Source organism: Ornithinibacter aureus (assembly GCF_009858245.1).
Taxonomy (GTDB): domain Bacteria; phylum Actinomycetota; class Actinomycetes; order Actinomycetales; family Dermatophilaceae; genus Fodinibacter; species Fodinibacter aureus.
In genome coordinates this window covers 503,253-520,810 of the sequence record NZ_VMSB01000001.1, presented here as the reverse complement: position 1 = coordinate 520,810, position 17,558 = coordinate 503,253, and the positions used below count along the sequence as shown (strand labels likewise).

Here is a 17,558-nt window from a genome sequence, read left to right as displayed (position 1 = left end):
ATGCGAGGCGTGATCGTGGACCAGGCCATCTACGTCGGCGGTGCCCGCCGTCCCTGCGCCGACCTCGGTGACGAGCTCGCGACCCTTCGCCGGAAGGGTGCACCCGGTGACTTCCTGTGGGTGGGCCTGAAGGACCCCACCCAGGCCGAGTTCGACGAGGTCAACGACGAGCTGGGCCTGCACTCGCTGGCCGTCGAGGACGCCATCAAGGGGCGGCAGCGGGCCAAGGTCGAGCTGTACGACAACACCGTCTTCGTCGTGCTGAAGCCGCTGCGGTACGTCGAGGAGTCCTCGGACATCGAGACCGGTGAGCTGATGTGCTTCATTGGGGACCACTTTCTCGTCACCGTGCGCCGGGGCGAGGCCAGCCCGCTCGCCGGGCTGCGGGAGCGGCTCGAGAAGGAGCCCGCGCTGCTGCGCCACGGCCCGATGGGGGTGCTGCACGCCATCGTGGACACGATCGTCGACACCTACCGCGACATCGAGCAGGAACTGGGCATCGACCTCGAGGTCATCGAGGAGCAGGTGTTCTCCGGGGACGGCGTCGACTCCGCGACGATCTACCGACTCAAGCGGGAGGTGCTGGAGTTCCGTCGGGCAGCGGTGCCGCTCGCGGCACCCCTGCACTCACTGCACGCGGATGCCGCGTCGAGGGTCACCGAGACCGAGCTGCGGTTGTTGTTCCGCGACGTCTCGGACCACCTTCAGGCGGTCATCGACCACGCGGACTCCTACGACCGCCTGCTCACCGACGTGCTGAGCGCGCACCTGGCGCAGGTGAGCGTGCAGCAGAACAACGACATGCGGCGCATCTCGGCGTGGGTGGCCATCGCGGCGGTGCCCACGATGATCGCCGGCATCTACGGCATGAACTTCGAGTTCATGCCCGAACTCGACGCCAGCATCCGCCTCGGCGACGGCGAGTTCCGCTACGGCTACTTCGTCGTGGTCGGGGTCATGGCGGCGGTGTGCGCCGGCCTCTACCGGGCGTTCAAGCGCAGCGGCTGGCTCTAGCCGGGTCTCAGAAGCCGCTCTCGGTGGGCCGTGGGTAGTACGTGAGGAACTTCTTCACGTGGTTCGCCTTCGCGGCCAGGACGTAGGCGCGGCGCTTGGGACCCTCCGCCCGGTAGCGCAGCGGGTGCACGACGCCCTTGCGCATCACCTGCTTGACGTGGCGGCGAAGCGTCTCGTCGGTGATGTAGCGCAGCAGGAGCTTCTTGGGCACCACGGAGTAGACGATCTCGTTCGTGACGGTCACGGGCTCGGCCGCGCGGTCCTCGATCAGGTCGGCCACGATGAAACGGGCCACGTTGGCACCGGCACCGGTCACGTAGTAGTTGTTGCGCCCGATGCGGGGGTTGACCTCGAGGAAGCGGAAGGAACCGTCCCGGGGGTCGACCTTGGCGTCGAAGTTGGCGAAGCCGCGGTAGTCCAGGTGGTCCAGGAGGCTGCGCGCGTGCGCCATCGCCTCGGGGAACGGGGTCGTGATCATCGCGCAGGGGTTGCCCAGGGCCGACGGTGTGTGCTCCTCGAGCAGCACCTGGGCGGTGCACATGAGCGTGACCGAACCGCGGTGGTCGCGGTACGCGGTGACCGATCGCATCCAGGTGTCGTCGCCGGGCACGAGTTCCTGGACGATGAAGCGATCGCGGAACCCGGCATCCTTCAGGCGGGTCCACAGGTCGTCGAGCTCGGCCGGGGTCTGGATGAAGTTGACCTTCTTCTTGCCCGGGTAGTCCACGAGCTCGTGGACGCTCGATGCCGCGGCCTTGGCGACGACGGGGAACGGGATGGTCATCGCCGAGGGTGCCCACCCCGGCTCCACCGCACCGGAGAAGTCCTCGATGTGGGTGATCGGGGTGGGGACGCCGATCTCGGTGCAGGCCTCGGCGAAGCGGCCCTTGTCGGAGATCTGGTCCAGGGTGGCGACGTCGACCAGGGAGATGCGGTAGTAGGCGTCGAGCTCGGCCCGGTGCGCCGCGAACAGGCGCGAGTAGCCGTCGGTGTTCGCGAGCAGGAGCACCGGAATCGACTCGCGCCCGAGCGCGCTCTCGGCGGCCGTGCGCTCCCGGCCCCGACGGAGCAGTTCGGCGATGTGGTCCTCGTTGCTGGCCTCGGCCCCGAGCAGCACGTTGTCGATGATCGCCGAGTCGACCGGGCCGGTCGCGATCCTGGAGATGACCGTCGACCGCACGCCGAAGGCCTCGTGGAAGGCTCGAGCCAGCGAGTAGACCCCGATGTCCCCTCCGAGCATGACGACGTCGAAGGCCGGTGCGGCGAGGGACATTGATCTCCTTGAACGGTGTTCGGGGACGGACCTGCCGATCCTATCGGCCGTTGCCCGAGGTCCCGCCGCCGTGCGAGCTGGCGCCCAACGCCGAGGCGACCGTCCTCAGCACCTCGGCCCGCTCGGCGGTGCTGGCCGCGAACGGGGCCACGCTCAGCGTGCTCACCCCGGCATCCGCGTAGCGACCGATGCGCTCGGCGATGCGTTCGCGTGGGCCGATGAGCGCCGTGGCGTCGGCGAGCTCGAAGGGAACGGCGGCAGCGGCATCCCGGGGACGGCCCGCGAGGTAGAGGGCCTGGATCTCGTCCGCCGCGTCGTCGAAGCCCATCCTGCGAGCCAGCGCGTTGTAGAAGTTCTGCGTCCGGCTGCCCATGCCCCCGATGTACAGGGCCGTGTAGTCGGCCACGGCGGCGCGCCCTGCCTCGAGGTCATCGGTGACGACGACGGGCACGGTGACGACGACGTCGAATCCGGCCATCACGTCACCGGGTGGCGCACCCTCGGATGCCGCGCGAACCTCCCGTCCCGCCCGGACGGCATCCAGCATGTCGGCACTGTGCTCGGGAGAGAAGAAGATGCCGAGCCAGCCGTCGGCGACCTCACCGGCGAGTCGCAGGTTGCGCGGCCCGACGGCCGCGAGGTAGATCGGCAGGTCGGGGCGCGGAGGCCGGATCGTGAGGCGCAGGGCCTTTCCCGGGCCGTCCGGCAACGGCAGGGTCACGTGCTCACCCGCGTAGGTGACCTGTTCGCGGCGTAGGGCCATGCGCACGACGTCGACGTACTCGCGGGTGCGCTGAAGCGGTGAGGTGAAGCGCACCCCGTGCCAGCCCTCACTCACCTGGGGCCCGGAGACCCCCAGACCCAGGTGGAAGCGGCCCTGCGAGAGGGTGTCGAGGGTGGCGGCGGTCATCGCCGTCATCGGCGGGGTGCGCGCCGGGATCTGCATGACGCCGGCGCCGAGCCCGATGCTGCTCGTCTGCGCCGCCAGCCAGGCCAGCACGGTCGGGGCGTCCGACCCGTAGGCCTCGGCCACCCACGCCTGCGTGTACCCCAGTCCCTCGGCCACCTGGACGAGCTCGAGGGTGTCGGTGCCAAGGCCCATGCCGGCGTAGCCGCAGGTGATCGCGAGGTCCATGGCCTCCACGGTAGCGAGGCCCTCGGACGATAAGGTGCCCGCCATGCTCACCCGCCGCCTCGGTTCCTCCGGCCTGGCCGTCTCCCGGCTCGGTCTCGGGACGATGGCGTGGGGCACCCGCACCTCCCCCGAGGACGCCCGCGACCTGCTCGGCCTCTTCCGGGCGGCGGGCGGGACGCTCATCGACACGGCCCACGGCTATGCGGGAGGCGCCTCCGAGGAGCTGCTCGGGGAGCTGCTGAAGGGCCCGGAGCGCGACGAGGTCGTGATCGTCACGAAGTCGGGGATCAGCCGGGCGACCGGAACGCGGGTCGTCGACTGCTCCCGGCGGGCCATGATGCACCAGCTCGAGACGTCCCTGCGCCGGCTGCGCACCGACCACGTCGACGTCTGGCTCGCCCATTCCTGGGACGAGCACACCCCGATCGAGGAGACCGTCAGCGCGCTGCTGTGGGCCGTGGAGTCCGGGCGGGCGCGCTACGTCGGGGTGTCCAACCACGTGGGCTGGCAGGCGGCCCGCACGATGTCGCTGCTCACGGCATCCGGGGTGCCCCTCGTCGCCAACTCGGTCGAGTACAGCCTCGTCGCGAGGGCACCCGAGCACGAACTCGCCGACGCGGGCACCGCGCTCGGGTTCGGGCTGCTCCCCTGGTCACCGCTCGGGCGCGGAGTGCTGGCCGGTCGCTACCGCACCACCGTGGCCGCCGAGTCGCGCCTGGCCTCCGAGGAGTTCGGCCGGTTCGCCTCCAAGCACGTGGGAGAGCACACCCGGGGCGTCGTCGAGGCGGTGCGCACCGCGGCCGCCGGGCTCGGGGTCGCTCCCGTCGTCGTCGCGCTCGCCTGGGTGCGGGACCGTCACGCGGTCGCGGCGCCGATCATCGGCCCGCGCACCCCGACCCAGCTCGCGGCGCTGCTGGAGTCGGAGGACGTCGACCTTCCGGAGCAGATCGTCGCGGCGCTCGACGAGGTGTCGATCGAGCACACCTGAGCCGGAGGCCGGTCGCTCGGCGGATGCGGGTCGCTCGGCGGATGCGGGTCGCTCAGCGCTCGACGTCGTCGTCGAGATCGATGTCGTCGTCCAGGCCCGAGTACAGGTGTGCGTCGTCGCCGTCCTCGTCGACGTGGGCGTCGTCGTCGACGTAGATGTCGAGCGGCGTCATCTCGCCGTACGCGTCGAACAGCGCCCCGTCGTAGTCCTCGAAGGCGTCGGCGAGCGCGTCGTAGGCGGCGACGACGGCCGGGTCGTCCTCCCCGCGACGGGCGCTGCTCGCCTCCAGGTGCCGTTCGAGGGCGGCGACGAGGGTGGTCAGGGCGGCACGCGGGTCAGCGCTCATGGTGTCGACGGTACCCGCCCCTTGGCACAATGTGGCGATGGTCGAGTACGAGTACCTCACCCTGACGTTCGGGCGGGAGACCGCGCGCGGCGACATCCGTCGGCTGCTCACCGAACACGCCGAGTACGGGCACTGGGAGCTCGACCGCACGAGGATCTACGTCGGCGGTCGGACCCGCACGAGGTTGCGCCGTCGGATCATCCGGGCCCGGCGGGCGGTCAGCACGTCGCGATGAGGCGTCCCAGGACCCTCGCCCCGAACTGGAGCGCGTCGACCGGGACACGCTCGTCCACCCCGTGGAACATGGGGGCGAAGTCGAGGTCGGCCGGCAGCCGCAGCGGGGCGAACCCGTAGCCGGTGACCCCGAGCAGCGAGAGTGCCTTGTTGTCGGTGCCGCCGGACAGGCAGTAGGGCAACACGACGGCATCCGGGTCCTCGGTGCGCAGTGCGGCGACCATCGCCTCCACCAGATCACCCTCGAAGGGGGCGTCGAGAGCGATGTCACGGTGCAGGACCTCGACGCTCACGTGCTCCCCCGCGAGCTCGGCGATGGTCGCGAGCAGCTGCTCCTCGTGACCGGGCAGGAACCGGCAGTCGACGTTGGCGCTGGCGTGCTGCGGGATGACGTTGTGCTTGTAGCCCGCGTCGAGCATGGTGACGTTGCTCGTGTCCTGAAGGGTGCCGCGCACGAAGCCCTGTGCCCCGCGAAGGTGGTCGAGCAGGTCCTCGAGGTCCTCGTCGGACCAGCTCGTGCCCGTCAGCTCACCCAGCCCCTCGAGCAAGGTGCGCACCGACGGGATGAACTCGCGGGGCCAGGTGTGGGCGGCGATGCGGGAGATCGCCTCGGCGAGGCGCACGATGGCGTTCTCGTCGTTGGGGACCGACCCGTGGCCCGCGCGGCCGTGAGCCGTCAGTCGTAGCCACGAGATGCCCTTCTCGGCCGTCTGGAGCAGGTAGGTGCGCCGCTCGGAGCCGTCGCGGTCGGTCACGGTGACGCTGTAGCCGCCCACCTCGCTGATCGCCTCGGTCACGCCGTCGAAGACCTCGGGGTGCTGCTCGACGAGAAAGTGCGAACCCTTGCGCCCGCCGGCCTCCTCGTCCGCGAAGAACACGATGACGAGGTCGCGCGGCGGCACGGTGCCGGTGCGGGCGAGCTCGCGCACACACGCGAGGATCATCGCGTCCATGTCCTTCATGTCGACCGCGCCGCGGCCCCAGACGCAGCCGTCGCGCAGCTCGCCCGAGAACGGGTCGACCGACCAGTCGGCGGCGTTGGCCGGGACGACGTCGAGGTGGCCGTGGATGCACAGGGCGCCGCGCTCACGGTCGGCGCCGGGGATGCGGACCACCACGCTGACGCGCCCCGGGTCGCTCTCGAACGTCTGTGGTTCCAGCCCCACCTCTCGCAGGCTCTGCACGACATAGGCCGCGGCCTCGGCCTCGCCGGGCCCCGAACCGTCGCCGAAGTTGCTCGTGTCGATCCGGATCAGGTCCTGGCAGATCTGGACGACCTCGTCCTGGGCTGTTGTCGTGGTCTCAGGCATGTGGACCACCCTAGGCCGGGGCTGCGATCGGGCGAATGCTGTGAACGCGCGGTGATCGGATTTCAGTCCGGCGCGTGATGCGTGTAATGTTCCGGGTCGCAGGACGGCCTCCCCGGGCCGGGCCCGCACCACTCGTCCGGGTGGCGGAATGGCAGACGCGCTAGCTTGAGGTGCTAGTGTCCTTTATCGGACGTGGGGGTTCAAGTCCCCCCTCGGACACCACACGACGAAGGCCCCGAACCATGCAGGTTCGGGGCCTTTCGCGTCGGGCCTCAGACCGACCCGATCGACCCGGTTCGAGGCGGAACGAACGCTCAGGCGGCGAAGGCGTCGACCGCGGTCTGCACGTCGGCCAGCAGGGGGTCCAACCGCAGTGCGGCCTCGGTCGTGACGGCGCCGGAGTCCACGAGCTTGACGTACTCCTCCACGAGCTTGTCGGTCTCCGCCGAGGTCTTGACCGGATCGTCCTCGCGAACGCCCTGGCGGATGTCACCGACGATGTCGTCGAGGACCTTGGCGCTGTCGGCGTCGAGCACTCCCCCGCGCTGGAGCGAACCGACCTCGTCGGAGAAGGCCGAGAGCGCACTCGTGACCTCGGCGCCCAGATCAGGCTCAGGGGTCGGGGTCGGGGCCTCGGTCGTGGGTGTCGGCGTCGGGGTGGGGCTCGCCGCCTCCGTGGTCGGCGGGGGGCTGGACGAGGGCGGCGGCGTCGTGACGGCAGGGGTCGAGACCGACGGGCTCGCGGTGGGCGTCCCGGAGTCGTCGCCACGCATGAACTGCCAGAGCAGCAGACCGAGGGCAGCCGCGGCGACGAGGGCGAGCACCCAGGTGAGGGCTCCGGGTCCCCCACGCTCGGGCTCGACGTCGCGTGACGGGTCGCTCGGGGGCAGGGGAACCGGCACGGGGGCAGGGGCGGAGGGCGTCATCCGCTGGGTTGCCGCGGTGCCGCCGGCGGCCATCGCCCTCGTGGCGAAGATCGACTCACCCTCCTCCAACGCGACCGCCACCGCAGCGGCGCTCTCGGGGCGCTGGTCGGGCTGCTTCGCGAGCAGGTCGTGGACGAGGTCGGCCAACCAGTCGGGAGTGTCGGGGCGCAGGTCCCGCACGTCGGGAACGAGGTCGTTGGCGTGCATCATCATCGTGGCGACCGGGGTGGGGCCACGGAACGGTGGCTGGCCGGCCAACAGGGCGTACAGGACGCAGCCGAGCGCGTAGAGGTCGGCACGGCCGTCGACCCGGCCCCCCAGAGCCTGCTCGGGAGCGAGGTACTCGGCGGTGCCCATGACCGTGTGCGTCGCCGTGAGGGACTGGGAGCCGGTGGACTCGGCCAGCTGGGTGATCCCGAAGTCGAGGACCCTAACGCGGCCGTCGGCGGCGTAGGCGATGTTCCCGGGCTTGATGTCGCGGTGCACCAGACCCCGGGCGTGGGCAGCCTCCAGGGCCGAGGCCACCTGGCGCCCGACCTCGACGACCTCGTCGACGGGCACGGGGCCGGCAGCGATGCGCTCGGCCAGGCTCGGGCCGGGCAGCAGCTCCATGACGAGGTAGGCGGTGTGGTCCTCCACCCCGCTGTCGTGGACCGTCACCACGCCCTCGTGGCTCAGGCCCGCGGTCGCCCGCGCCTCACGCTCGAAGCGGGCGGCCCCGGACTCGTCGGGAACGCTGCGCAGGTCGATGAGTTTGACCGCCACCTCGCGGCCCAGGACCGAGTCGGTGCCGCGCCACACCTCGCCCATCCCGCCGCGACCGATCCGCTCCTCGAGGACGTACCGGCCCGCGAGACGACGCTGCTCGTTGCTCATCACCCCAACCTACTGGCACTCCCGTAGCCTGTGCGGGTGCTCGAGTCCGTGACCGCGACCCGCTTCGTCGTGCCGCTGCGTGAGGGAGGCTCCCTCCCCGGGCTGGTCGAGGCCGACGACCTCGGCACCTACGTCGTGAAGTTCACCGGCGCCGGGCAGGGCCGCAAGGTCCTGGTCGCCGAGGTCATCGTCGGTGAGCTGGCGCGCCGCCTCGACATCCCCACACCCCGTCTGGCCGTGGTCGACCTCCCCAGCGCGATCGCCCGCTACGAGGCTGACGAGGAGGTCCAGGACCTGCTCAACGCCAGCCCTCGGCACAACCTCGGAGTCGACTTCCTGCCGGGTTCCTTCGGCTACGACGGCTCCCGTCCGCCGGGAGCCGTGGATGCCGGTTCCGTGCTGTGGCTGGACGCGTTCACGGCGAACGTCGACCGGACCTGGGCCAACCCGAACCTGCTCGTCTGGCACGGCCGCACGTGGGCGATCGACCACGGCGCGGCGTTGTGGTTCCACCACTCGTGGCCCAGCCGTCCGCCGGATGCCGCGCGTTTCGCCGGCCAACCGTTCGATCCCAGCGGGCACGTGCTGGCTGCGGTCGCGCAACCGCTCACCGCGGCTCACGAGCGCCTGGCCCCGCTGGTGACGCCCGAGGTCGTGCGGGAGGTCGTGGCCCTCGTCCCGTCCATCTGGATCGAGACCACGTCGAGCCTCCCGGACGAGGATGCCGTGCGCTCCGCCTACGTGGAGCACCTCACCGCCCGCCTCGCGAACCCCGGACCCTGGGTGGGGGCGTCATGAGCCACCCGTACCAGTACGCGGTGCTGCGGTTCGTGCCACGCGTCGACCGGGGCGAGTGCCTCAACGTCGGTGTCGTCGTGCACTCGCAGTCGGCCGGCGTGCTGCGGTGCGCCTTCCACCTGGACGAGCCGCGCATCGTGGCGTTTGCCCCGGACGCCGACCTCGACGGACTGCGCCGTGCCCTCGAAGCAGTCCGCACGATGTGCGAGCACCCTCCGGCCGACGTGGGTGCCGCGTTGTCCACCCCGGGCAAGCGCTTCGGGTGGATCACGGCCCCGCGCTCGACGGTGCTCCAACCCGGGCCCGTGCACGGAGGCTCTGTGCTCGATCCGGCAGCCGAGGTCGACCACCTCCTCGCTCGCCTCGTCACGTAGTCGACGGGAACCGACGCCGACCCAGCTCGTGGCGGTCAGCGTCGACGCAGAAGTTCGGATCGCGCACAGCAATTGCTGCGTGGGCTCTGAACTTTCGCGTTCGGGCGTCGAGCGCACGCCGCGGTGTCCGCCCTTCGACGGTGGGGCGAGCACCGGATGCCGTGGCACCGGTCAGGCGCCCGGCGCACCTCACCTGGCGGTGGACCCCATGGCGGTGAGCACCACCTGGGCCCTGTCCTGCGGTGAGCCCGCTACCTCAATCACCTGGCCGACCCCGGCGACCAGATCGTCGTCCGCGCAGAGGTCGAGCAGGTGGCGGTCCATCGCCTCGCGCAGCTCGGGGTCCTCGTGCTCGGGCACCCAGATGCCGTGGCCCTCGTCCAGAGCGAGGACGACCAGCACGTCCACCCCCTCCAGCGCCTGGGCCGCGGTGGCCCGTAGCCGGTCCAGTGCCGCCGGGGCCACGGTGCTGCGTCCCAGGGCGCCGAGCGCCTCGAGGTAGGCGAGGAAGTCCAGGGGACCACGCTCGAGGACGGTGCACGCCCCCCGCGGTAGTTCGGCGAGCCGCTCGACTGACACCTCGAACTGGGCCAGGAACGACGCCGCACAGGCAGGGTCGTCCACGTCGACGAGGTCGAACGGATCCCCCAGGCTGGCATACCCCGGCAGCGTCATCACGAGGTCGGACACCAAGGTGCTCTTGCCGCTGGCGTGGGTGCCCGAGACGACGATGCGCACGCCGTGAGGCTAGCGGGGCGGCACCCGAAGCGCCCAGGCCGCCACGGCGCCGGCGGCCGCGACGTTGAGTGAGTCCACTCCCCCGAGCATCGGGATGCGCACGGTGAGGTCGACCTCGGCGAGCGTTCGATGGGTCAGCCCGTCGCCCTCGGTGCCGAGGATGAGCGCGAGCCGACCCGGCGGATCCGCGGCGAGCTCGTCCAGCCCCACCGAGTCCTCGCGCAGCGCCAGGGCCGCGGTGGTGAAGCCGAGGTCGCTGAGCAGCGACACGCCGCCGGGCCAGGGGCCGATGCGAGTCCACGGCACCTGGAACACCGTGCCCATCGAGACGCGGATCGCGCGCCGGTAGAGCGGGTCCGCACAGCGGGGGGTGACGAGCACGGCATCCACCCCGAGGGCGGCCGCGGACCGGAACACGGCGCCGACGTTGGTGTGGTCGACGATGTCCTCGAGCACGAGCACGCGTCGAGCCCCGTCGAGCACGTCGGCCACCGTCGGCAACGCCGGTCGCTGCATCGCGGCCAAGGCGCCGCGGTGCAGGTGGAAGCCGGTGAGCGCCTCGATGACGTCGGCATCGCCGACGAAGACGGGGATGCCGTCCGCCTCCGCGTCCGCGACGACGTCACCGAGGTCGGTGAGCCAGCGCTCCCCCATGAGGAACGAGCGAGGCCGGTGCCCGGCGGCCAGCGCCCGCCGGATCACCTTCTCGGACTCGGCGACGTACAGGCCGCGTTCGGGTTCGGTCCTGCGGCGCAGCGCGACGTCGGTGAGCCCGACGTAGTCGTGCAGGCGCGGGTCGTCGGGGTCCTCGATCCGGATGGGCACGAGACCCAAGGGTAGTCAGGGGAAGGCGACGAGCTTGACGACGGCCACCAGTGCGATGACGACGATGACACCTCGCAGCACCGGGGCCGGAAGGCGGCGACCGAGAGTCGAGCCGATGACGCCGCCGATGGTGGCACCGACGGCGATGAGCAGCACGATGAGCCAGTCGATCTGGTCAGGAGCGACGACGATGAAGACCAGGGCCGCGACCGCGTTGACGATGGTCGCCAGAACGTTCTTGTAGCCGTTCAGCCTCTGGAGGGGGTGGCTCGACAGGGCGCCCAGCACCCCCATGAGGATGATCCCCTGCGCGGCGCCGAAGTAGCCGCCGTAGACGCCCGCACCGAACACGCCCGCCTGCATGGCGCGTTCGTGCCCACGTGCGGACGCCGTGTCCTGCGCACGCCGTCGGTTCGCCCACGCGTTGAGTCGTGGCCCGGTGACGACCAGCACCAGGCCGATGAGGATGAGCACCGGGACGATGGCGCGAAACAGGTCGGGGTCGAGGACGAGCAGCAGCAGGGCCCCGGCCACTCCGCCGAGGAGTGACATCGGGGCGAGTCGCCGCAGGTCGGGCCAGGCACCGACGAGCTCGGCCCGGTAGCCGATGCTGCCGGTCAGGGAACCGGGCACCAGCCCGATGTTGTTCGAGACGTTGGCCGTCACCGGAGGCACACCGAGGAGCAACAGGGTCGGGAAGGTGATGAGTGTCCCGGACCCGACGACCGTGTTGATCGTGCCCGCCCCGATGCCCGCGAGAATGACGAGCAGGGCATCGGGAACGGGCACGAGTGAACTGCTGGTGTCAGGCGGGCGGAGCCGGCGGTGCGGGCGGCGCCGGTGGGGTGTCCACAACCGGCGGGGACGCAGGTGCGGTCGGCGCAGCCGGAGCGGGGGGCGCGGGGGGTGCAGCCTGAGCCGGCGGGGTCCACGGACGCGGCGGCACGGCATCCGCACCCGGGGTGATGGGTGGCTGCACCCGCGAGGCGGGAGCGGCGTGTTCCTCGGCCTCACGGCTGGCCATGCCGGCCTGACCCCGCGCGGTGGCCAGGGCCTGCGCCGGGTCCTCCAGGGTGGTCTCCTCGAAGGCGAACGTCTCGTCCAGGCCCGGGTCCACCCAGCCTTCGTCGTCTCCACCGTCGAAGCCACCCTGACCGCGGCCGAGCATCCCGCCGATGCCCTTGAGCGCGTCGGTCAGCTCACTCGGGATGATCCACATCTTGTTGGCGTCACCACGGGCGATCTGCGGCAGCACCTGGAGGTACTGGTAGGCGAGCAGCTTCTGGGTCGGCTTGCCACGGTGGATCGCGTCGAAGACCTGCTGGATGGCGCGGGCCTGGCCCTGGGCCTCGAGGATGCGGGCCTGGGCCGAGCCCTCGGCGCGCAGGATCTGGCTCTGCTTCTCACCCTCGGCGGTGAGGATCTGGCTCGCCTTGGTGCCCTCGGCGTTGAGGATCGCGGCTCGCCTGTCACGCTCGGCCTTCATCTGCTTCTCCATCGACTCCTGGATGGAGTGCGGCGGGTCGATCGCCTTGAGCTCGACGCGGTTGACGCGGATGCCCCACTTGCCGGTCGCCTCGTCGAGCACACCGCGAAGCTGACCGTTGATCTGGTCGCGGCTGGTCAGCGTCTGCTCGAGGTCGAGCGAGCCGATGACGTTGCGCAAGGTGGTGACCGTGAGCTGCTCGATGCCCTGGATGAAGTTGGCGATCTCGTAGACGGCTGACTTCGGCTCGATCACCTGGTAGTAGATGACCGTGTCGATGCTGACGACGAGGTTGTCGCTCGTGATGACGGGCTGGGGCGGGAAGGACACGACCTGCTCACGCAGGTCGATGTTGGCTCGCACGAGGTCGACGAACGGCACGAGGATGTGCAGCCCGCCCTCGAGGGTGCGCGAGTAGCGACCGAGTCGCTCGATGATCAGGGCCGTCTGCTGCGGCACCACGCGCACCGTGCGGACGAGCACGATGATCGCGAACGCCGCCAGCAGCAGCAGGACCACCACGGGGAAGATGCCGTCAGGCATGGGTCAACCTTTCACTGGACGTCAGAGGTCGGAACAGGTGCCACGATCGCCGTGGCGCCGTGGATCGCGATGACACGCACTTCCTCGCCGGGGCCGACGGTCGACGTGGCACCGGCCGCGAGGCGGGCCGACCAGGTCTCGCCGGCGAGCTTGATCCGGCCGTCGCTGTCGGTGACCGCCTGGAGGACGCGGGCTGATCGGCCCACGAGCGAGGACGCCCCGATCTGGTGGTCCATCTCGCCGTCCATGAACTGGCGCTTGACGATCGGCCGCACCGTGAAGAGCAGCAGGATGCCGGTGGCCACGGCGACGACCACCTGGATCGGGAACGAGGCCCCGAGCCCGGCGGCAACGGCGCCGGCGAGGGCGCCGCCCGCGAACATGATGAAGACGAAGTCGACGGTGGCCGCCTCGATCGCCGCGAGCACCAGGGCGATGCCGAGCCAGGCGAGCCAGAAGTTGTCGGTCAGCCACTCCATGGTGTGACCTGCCTTTCGTGGTGGGTGCTCACGCGATGGACGTGAACCCGGGACGGCCGGTTCCCGTCGAGGCTACCGAGCACGAGCGGCATAGCGGTCCCCCCGGACCTCGAGCTCCAGCGGCATCCCGAACGTGGCCTCGAGGTTCTCCTCGGTCAGCGTGATCTCGATCGGCCCCTGCGCGACGATGTGCCCCTCGCGCACGAGGAGCACGTCGGTGAAGTTCGGCGGCACCTCCTCGACGTGGTGCGTCACGAGCACGAGGGCGGGCGCAGCCAGGTCACCGGCGAGCTGGCCCAGCCGCCGCACGAGGTCTTCGCGTCCCCCCAGGTCCAGACCTGCGGCGGGCTCGTCGAGCAGCATCAGCTCGGGGTCGGTCATCAGGGCCCGGGCGATCTGCACCCGCTTGCGCTCCCCTTCCGACAACGTGCCGAAGTGGCGGTCGGCGAGGTGGCTGGCGCCGAGCGCGTCGAGCAGCTCGTCCGCGCGCCCCTCGTCCAGCCGGTCGTAGGCCTCGCGCCATCGGCCGACCACGCCGTAGGAGGCGGTGACGACGACGTCGCGCACCCGCTCCCGCGGCGGGATGCGCTCGGCCAGTGCCGCCGAGGCCAGACCGATGCGGGGGCGCAGCTCGAAGACGTCGACGGTGCCGAGCACCTCACCGAGGATGCCGACCACGCCGGAGGTCGGGTGGATGCGCGCCGACGCCAGCTGGAGCAGGGTGGTCTTGCCGGCGCCGTTGGGTCCGAGGACCACCCACCGCTGACCTTCCTCGACCTCCCAGCTGACGTCGTCGAGGATCACGGTGTCCCCGCGCACGACGCTCACGCCGGCCAGCGCCAGGACATCACTCATGCCCTGAACCCTAACCCTCGTCAGCGACCGAGCTGCCGCCGCCTCAGCACGTCCAGGTACACCTGGTGGGTCTGGTCGCCGATCGAGCCCCACGAGAAGGACTCCACGGCCCGACGTCGTCCCGCCAGCCCCATCCGTTCGGCGCGGGCGGTGTCACTCACGGCATCCGTCATCGCTGCGGCGAGGTCCGCGACGAAGCGGTCCGGGTCGACCGGGGTGCCCGTGCCGTCCTGGACCTGCTCGATCGGCACCAACCACCCGGTCTCGCCGTGCACGACGACCTCGGGGATGCCGCCCGTCGCCGTCGCGACGACGGGCAGCTCACAGGCCATCGCCTCGAGGTTGACGATGCCGAGCGGCTCGTAGACGGACGGGCAGACGAACACGGTGGCGCTGCTCAACATCGCGACGACCTCGTTGCGGGGCAGCATCGTCGGCACCCACACGACCCCGTCGCGGGTCTCGCGCAGGGTCTCGATGAGGGATTCGACCTCGGCGAGGATCTCGGGCGTGTCGGGGGCCCCGGCGAGCAGGACGAGCTGCACCTCGGGCGGCAGCTCGGCGGCTGCGCGCAGCAGGTACGGCAGGCCCTTCTGGCGGGTGATGCGCCCGACGAAGATGATGCTCGGGCGATCGGGGTCGACACCGTGGCTGCGCACGACGTCCTCGTCGACGGCGCGCTGCCAGAGCTCGGAGTCGATGCCGTTGTGGACGACCTTCACCCGCTCGGGGTCCACCGAGGGGTAGGAGCGCAGGATGTCCTCGCGCATGCCGGCACTCACCGCGATCACGGCATCGGCCGCCTCGTACGCCGTCTTCTCCACCCACGAAGAGACGCGGTAACCGCCGCCGAGCTGCTCGGCCTTCCACGGCCGCATCGGCTCCAGGCTGTGGGCGGTGAGCACGTGCGGGATGTCGCCCATGAGGCTCGCGAGGTGGCCGCCCATGTTGGCGTACCAGGTGTGCGAGTGCACCAGGTCGGCGCCCTCGCACGCGGCGGCCAGCGAGAGGTCGACCCCGAGCGTGGTCAGGGCCGCGTTGGCCCCGGTCAGCTCGGTGAGGTCGGGATGGCCCGTCGTGCCGTCCTCCGCGCGCGGGTGACCGAAGGCGTGCACCCGCACGTCGAGATCACCTCGCGCCCTCAAGGCGCTGACGAGCTCGGTCACGTGGACGCCGGCACCTCCGTAGATGGCGGGCGGGTACTCCTTGGACAGGATGTCGATGCGCACGAACGCCACCTTAGTGAGACACGAGGTTCCCGGCGAGGGGTGTTTCCCCCTAGCGTGTGCCCCATGGCGTACCGCAGCGGAGGTCCGAAGGTTCTGGTCATCGTTCTCGCGGGTGGGGAGGGAAAGCGGCTGATGCCGCTCACCGCCGACCGAGCGAAACCGGCAGTTCCGTTCGGCGGCATCTATCGACTCATCGACTTCGCCCTGTCCAACGTCGTCAACTCGGGCTACCTGAAGATCGTCGTGCTCACCCAGTACAAGTCGCACAGCCTCGACCGGCACGTCACGAGGACCTGGCGGATGTCGACGATGCTCGGCAACTACGTGGCCCCCATCCCTGCCCAGCAGCGCATCGACAAGTCCTGGTACCAGGGCAGCGCTGACGCGATCTTCCAGAGCTTCAACACCATCACCGACGAGAAGCCCGACATCGTCGTCGTCGTCGGTGCCGACCACGTCTACCGCATGGACTTCTCGCAGATGGTCGAGCAGCACGTCGAGACCGGCGCCGGGGTCACCGTGGCCGCGATCCGTCAGCCCATCGAGACCGCTGACCAGTTCGGCGTCATCGACGTCGTCCCCGACGACCCGATGAAGATCCGCGCCTTCCTCGAGAAGCCGACCGACCCCGACGGTCTGCCCGACTCCCCCGGCGAGATCCTCGCGAGCATGGGCAACTACGTGTTCAACGCCGACGTCCTCATGGATACCGTGCGGACCGACGCGACCCTGGACGGCTCGAAGCACGACATGGGCGGTGACATCGTCCCTGCCCTGGTGGCGCAGGGTGCGGCATACACCTACGACTTCAAGAACAACGTCGTCCCCGGCGGCACCGAGCGCGACATGGGCTACTGGCGCGACGTCGGGTCGATGGACTCCTACTACGACGCCCACATGGACCTCGTCTCCATCCACCCCGTGTTCAACCTCTACAACTACGACTGGCCGATCTACACGTCGTACGGTCCCTACCCGCCGGCGAAGTTCGTCCACGGCCATCACGGTCGCTTCGGTGAGGCGCTGAACTCCGCGGTCTCCCCCGGTGTCGTCATCTCCGGGGCGCGGGTCAACGACTCGGTCATCTCCCCCGACGTGCGCGTCCACAGCTACACCGAGATCGACGCCAGCGTCATCCTCGACAGCGTGAAGATCGGGCGGCACTGCCGGATCAGCAAGGCCATCATCGACAAGAGCGTCACGATTCCCGACGGGACGTCGATCGGCTACGACAAGGACCACGACATCGCGCGTGGCTTCTCGGTGACCGACTCCGGCATCACCGTCATCGGCAAGGGTCAGGTCGTCACTCCGTGACGGCACCCGATCGCACCATCCGGATCGGGGCGCAGCTCCAGCCCCAGCACGCCTCCTACGCCGACATCCGGCGTGCCTGCGCCGAGCTCGAGGAGCTCGGCGTGGACGTGCTCTTCAACTGGGACCACTTCTACCCCCTGCACGGGGACCCTGACGGTGCCCACTTCGAGTGCTGGACGATGCTCGCCGCCTGGGCCGAGGCGACCGAGAAGGTCGAGATCGGCGCTCTCGTCACGTGCAACAGCTACCGCAACCCCCAGCTGCTCGCCGACATGGCGCGCACCGTCGACCACATCAGCGACGGACGGCTCATCCTCGGGATCGGGTCGGGCTGGTTCGAACGGGACTACGACGAGTACGGCTACGAGTTCGGCACCGCCGGGGGCCGGCTCGACGCCCTCGCGCGCGACCTGCCCCTCATCCGGTCCCGCTGGGCGCAGCTGAACCCCGCTCCCACCCGGGACATCCCGGTGCTCATCGGTGGGGGCGGCGAGAAGAAGACGCTGCGGATCGTCGCCGAGCACGCCACGATCTGGCACGGTTTCGGCAGCCCGGAGACAATCGCCCACAAGCACCGCGTCCTGGACGGCTGGTGCGCCCGGATCGGCCGCGACCCGAGTGAGATCGAGCGGTCCGCCGGGGTGGCGCCCACACCGGGACGCCTGCCCGAGGACGTCGGGGACTACGCGGCATCCGCACAGACCCTGTACGACGTGGGCACCCGCCTGTTCACCGTGGGCCTCAACGGGCCGGACTACGACCCCGGACCGGTCCGTGACCTCGTGGCATGGCGCGACTCCCACTCTCGGTAA

At 70.5% G+C, this 17,558-nt stretch carries 19 protein-coding genes and 1 tRNA gene; 8 read left to right on the top strand and 12 right to left on the bottom strand.

Annotated elements, in window-relative coordinates; all coding sequences use genetic code 11:
* Positions 1-9 precede the first annotated feature (9 nt).
* On the top strand, positions 10-1,014 hold the full coding sequence (locus tag C8E84_RS02535) for a magnesium and cobalt transport protein CorA (RefSeq protein WP_159899213.1): 1,005 nt from the start codon (positions 10-12) through the stop codon (positions 1,012-1,014).
* A 7-nt stretch (positions 1,015-1,021) separates the two neighbouring features.
* Here the strand turns inward: C8E84_RS02535 and C8E84_RS02530 are convergent, their stop codons facing one another.
* Positions 1,022-2,287, bottom strand: coding sequence for a carboxylate--amine ligase (locus tag C8E84_RS02530; protein WP_159899211.1), 1,266 nt, complete (start codon positions 2,285-2,287; stop codon positions 1,022-1,024).
* Positions 2,288-2,327: 40 nt separating this feature from the next.
* On the bottom strand, positions 2,328-3,422 hold the full coding sequence (locus C8E84_RS02525) for an LLM class F420-dependent oxidoreductase (RefSeq protein ID WP_159899209.1): 1,095 nt from the start codon (positions 3,420-3,422) through the stop codon (positions 2,328-2,330).
* 43 nt (positions 3,423-3,465) lie between these two features.
* On the opposite strand from C8E84_RS02525, the gene C8E84_RS02520 reads away from it, so the two are divergent.
* A complete protein-coding gene (locus tag C8E84_RS02520) occupies positions 3,466-4,410 on the top strand; it encodes an aldo/keto reductase (protein WP_159899207.1) in 945 nt (314 codons plus the stop codon).
* A gap of 52 nt (positions 4,411-4,462) precedes the next feature.
* Here the strand turns inward: C8E84_RS02520 and C8E84_RS02515 are convergent, their stop codons facing one another.
* Complete coding sequence (locus tag C8E84_RS02515) at positions 4,463-4,756, bottom strand: primosomal protein (protein WP_159899205.1); 294 nt, start codon at positions 4,754-4,756, stop codon at positions 4,463-4,465.
* 37 nt (positions 4,757-4,793) lie between these two features.
* On the opposite strand from C8E84_RS02515, the gene C8E84_RS02510 reads away from it, so the two are divergent.
* Positions 4,794-4,991, top strand: coding sequence for a DUF5703 family protein (locus tag C8E84_RS02510; protein WP_159899203.1), 198 nt, complete (start codon positions 4,794-4,796; stop codon positions 4,989-4,991).
* Here the strand turns inward: C8E84_RS02510 and C8E84_RS02505 are convergent.
* Positions 4,975-6,300 carry a M20/M25/M40 family metallo-hydrolase gene (locus tag C8E84_RS02505; protein ID WP_159899201.1) on the bottom strand — a complete coding sequence of 442 codons (1,326 nt, stop codon included), beginning with the start codon at positions 6,298-6,300 and terminating at the stop codon, positions 4,975-4,977. The two genes, C8E84_RS02510 and C8E84_RS02505, sit on opposite strands and share 17 nt — an antisense overlap.
* Positions 6,301-6,434: 134 nt before the next feature.
* Here C8E84_RS02505 and C8E84_RS02500 point away from each other — a divergent pair.
* Positions 6,435-6,522 (top strand) — tRNA-Leu (locus C8E84_RS02500).
* 92 nt (positions 6,523-6,614) lie between these two features.
* Here the strand turns inward: C8E84_RS02500 and C8E84_RS02495 are convergent.
* Positions 6,615-8,102, bottom strand: coding sequence for a serine/threonine-protein kinase (locus tag C8E84_RS02495; RefSeq protein ID WP_159899199.1), 1,488 nt, complete (start codon positions 8,100-8,102; stop codon positions 6,615-6,617).
* 36 nt (positions 8,103-8,138) lie between these two features.
* Here C8E84_RS02495 and C8E84_RS02490 point away from each other — a divergent pair, with 36 nt between their 5' ends.
* A complete protein-coding gene (locus C8E84_RS02490) occupies positions 8,139-8,900 on the top strand; it encodes a HipA family kinase (RefSeq protein ID WP_159899197.1) in 762 nt (253 codons plus the stop codon).
* Positions 8,897-9,274: a DUF3037 domain-containing protein gene (locus C8E84_RS02485; protein ID WP_159899195.1), complete on the top strand. Its 378-nt coding sequence runs from the start codon at positions 8,897-8,899 to the stop codon at positions 9,272-9,274. The genes C8E84_RS02490 and C8E84_RS02485 overlap by 4 nt, the downstream gene beginning before the upstream one ends.
* Positions 9,275-9,463: 189 nt before the next feature.
* On the opposite strand, the gene C8E84_RS02480 is transcribed toward C8E84_RS02485, so the two are convergent.
* The 7 genes from C8E84_RS02480 to glgA form a co-directional block, all read right to left on the bottom strand.
* Positions 9,464-10,012, bottom strand: coding sequence for a DEAD/DEAH box helicase family protein (locus C8E84_RS02480; protein WP_159899193.1), 549 nt, complete (start codon positions 10,010-10,012; stop codon positions 9,464-9,466).
* Between the two features lie 9 nt (positions 10,013-10,021).
* Positions 10,022-10,837: a TrmH family RNA methyltransferase gene (locus tag C8E84_RS02475; protein ID WP_159899191.1), complete on the bottom strand. Its 816-nt coding sequence runs from the start codon at positions 10,835-10,837 to the stop codon at positions 10,022-10,024.
* A gap of 15 nt (positions 10,838-10,852) precedes the next feature.
* Positions 10,853-11,626, bottom strand: a complete 774-nt coding sequence (locus C8E84_RS02470) for a sulfite exporter TauE/SafE family protein (protein WP_159899189.1) — start codon at positions 11,624-11,626, stop codon at positions 10,853-10,855.
* Positions 11,627-11,642: 16 nt separating this feature from the next.
* Positions 11,643-12,866, bottom strand: a complete 1,224-nt coding sequence (locus C8E84_RS02465; protein WP_159899187.1) for an SPFH domain-containing protein — start codon at positions 12,864-12,866, stop codon at positions 11,643-11,645.
* 11 nt (positions 12,867-12,877) lie between these two features.
* Positions 12,878-13,345 carry an NfeD family protein gene (locus C8E84_RS02460; protein ID WP_159899185.1) on the bottom strand — a complete coding sequence of 156 codons (468 nt, stop codon included), beginning with the start codon at positions 13,343-13,345 and terminating at the stop codon, positions 12,878-12,880.
* A gap of 72 nt (positions 13,346-13,417) precedes the next feature.
* Entirely contained in the window at positions 13,418-14,200 is a 783-nt protein-coding gene (locus tag C8E84_RS02455; protein ID WP_159899183.1) for an ABC transporter ATP-binding protein, read from the bottom strand.
* 20 nt (positions 14,201-14,220) lie between these two features.
* Positions 14,221-15,429, bottom strand: a complete 1,209-nt coding sequence (gene glgA / locus C8E84_RS02450) for a glycogen synthase (protein ID WP_159899181.1) — start codon at positions 15,427-15,429, stop codon at positions 14,221-14,223.
* Between the two features lie 63 nt (positions 15,430-15,492).
* Between glgA and glgC the strand changes: the two genes are divergently transcribed.
* Positions 15,493-16,746 carry a glucose-1-phosphate adenylyltransferase gene (gene glgC / locus C8E84_RS02445; RefSeq protein WP_159899179.1) on the top strand — a complete coding sequence of 418 codons (1,254 nt, stop codon included), beginning with the start codon at positions 15,493-15,495 and terminating at the stop codon, positions 16,744-16,746.
* On the top strand, positions 16,743-17,558 hold the full coding sequence (locus C8E84_RS02440; RefSeq protein WP_211675349.1) for an LLM class F420-dependent oxidoreductase: 816 nt from the start codon (positions 16,743-16,745) through the stop codon (positions 17,556-17,558). Before glgC ends, C8E84_RS02440 begins: the two co-directional genes overlap by 4 nt.

Bases quoted from the DNA above. Each gene is read 5' to 3' on its own strand.
- C8E84_RS02510 (WP_159899203.1), top strand. From the start codon at position 4,794: ATGGTCGAGTACGAGTACCTCACCCTGACGTTCGGGCGGGAGACCGCG.
- C8E84_RS02515 (WP_159899205.1), bottom strand. From the start codon at position 4,756: ATGAGCGCTGACCCGCGTGCCGCCCTGACCACCCTCGTCGCCGCCCTC.
- C8E84_RS02465 (WP_159899187.1), bottom strand. From the start codon at position 12,866: ATGCCTGACGGCATCTTCCCCGTGGTGGTCCTGCTGCTGCTGGCGGCG.
- C8E84_RS02505 (WP_159899201.1), bottom strand. From the start codon at position 6,300: ATGCCTGAGACCACGACAACAGCCCAGGACGAGGTCGTCCAGATCTGC.
- C8E84_RS02525 (WP_159899209.1), bottom strand. From the start codon at position 3,422: ATGGACCTCGCGATCACCTGCGGCTACGCCGGCATGGGCCTTGGCACC.
- C8E84_RS02520 (WP_159899207.1), top strand. From the start codon at position 3,466: ATGCTCACCCGCCGCCTCGGTTCCTCCGGCCTGGCCGTCTCCCGGCTC.
- C8E84_RS02460 (WP_159899185.1), bottom strand. From the start codon at position 13,345: ATGGAGTGGCTGACCGACAACTTCTGGCTCGCCTGGCTCGGCATCGCC.
- glgC (WP_159899179.1), top strand. From the start codon at position 15,493: ATGGCGTACCGCAGCGGAGGTCCGAAGGTTCTGGTCATCGTTCTCGCG.
- C8E84_RS02530 (WP_159899211.1), bottom strand. From the start codon at position 2,287: ATGTCCCTCGCCGCACCGGCCTTCGACGTCGTCATGCTCGGAGGGGAC.
- C8E84_RS02495 (WP_159899199.1), bottom strand. From the start codon at position 8,102: ATGAGCAACGAGCAGCGTCGTCTCGCGGGCCGGTACGTCCTCGAGGAG.
- C8E84_RS02485 (WP_159899195.1), top strand. From the start codon at position 8,897: ATGAGCCACCCGTACCAGTACGCGGTGCTGCGGTTCGTGCCACGCGTC.
- C8E84_RS02455 (WP_159899183.1), bottom strand. From the start codon at position 14,200: ATGAGTGATGTCCTGGCGCTGGCCGGCGTGAGCGTCGTGCGCGGGGAC.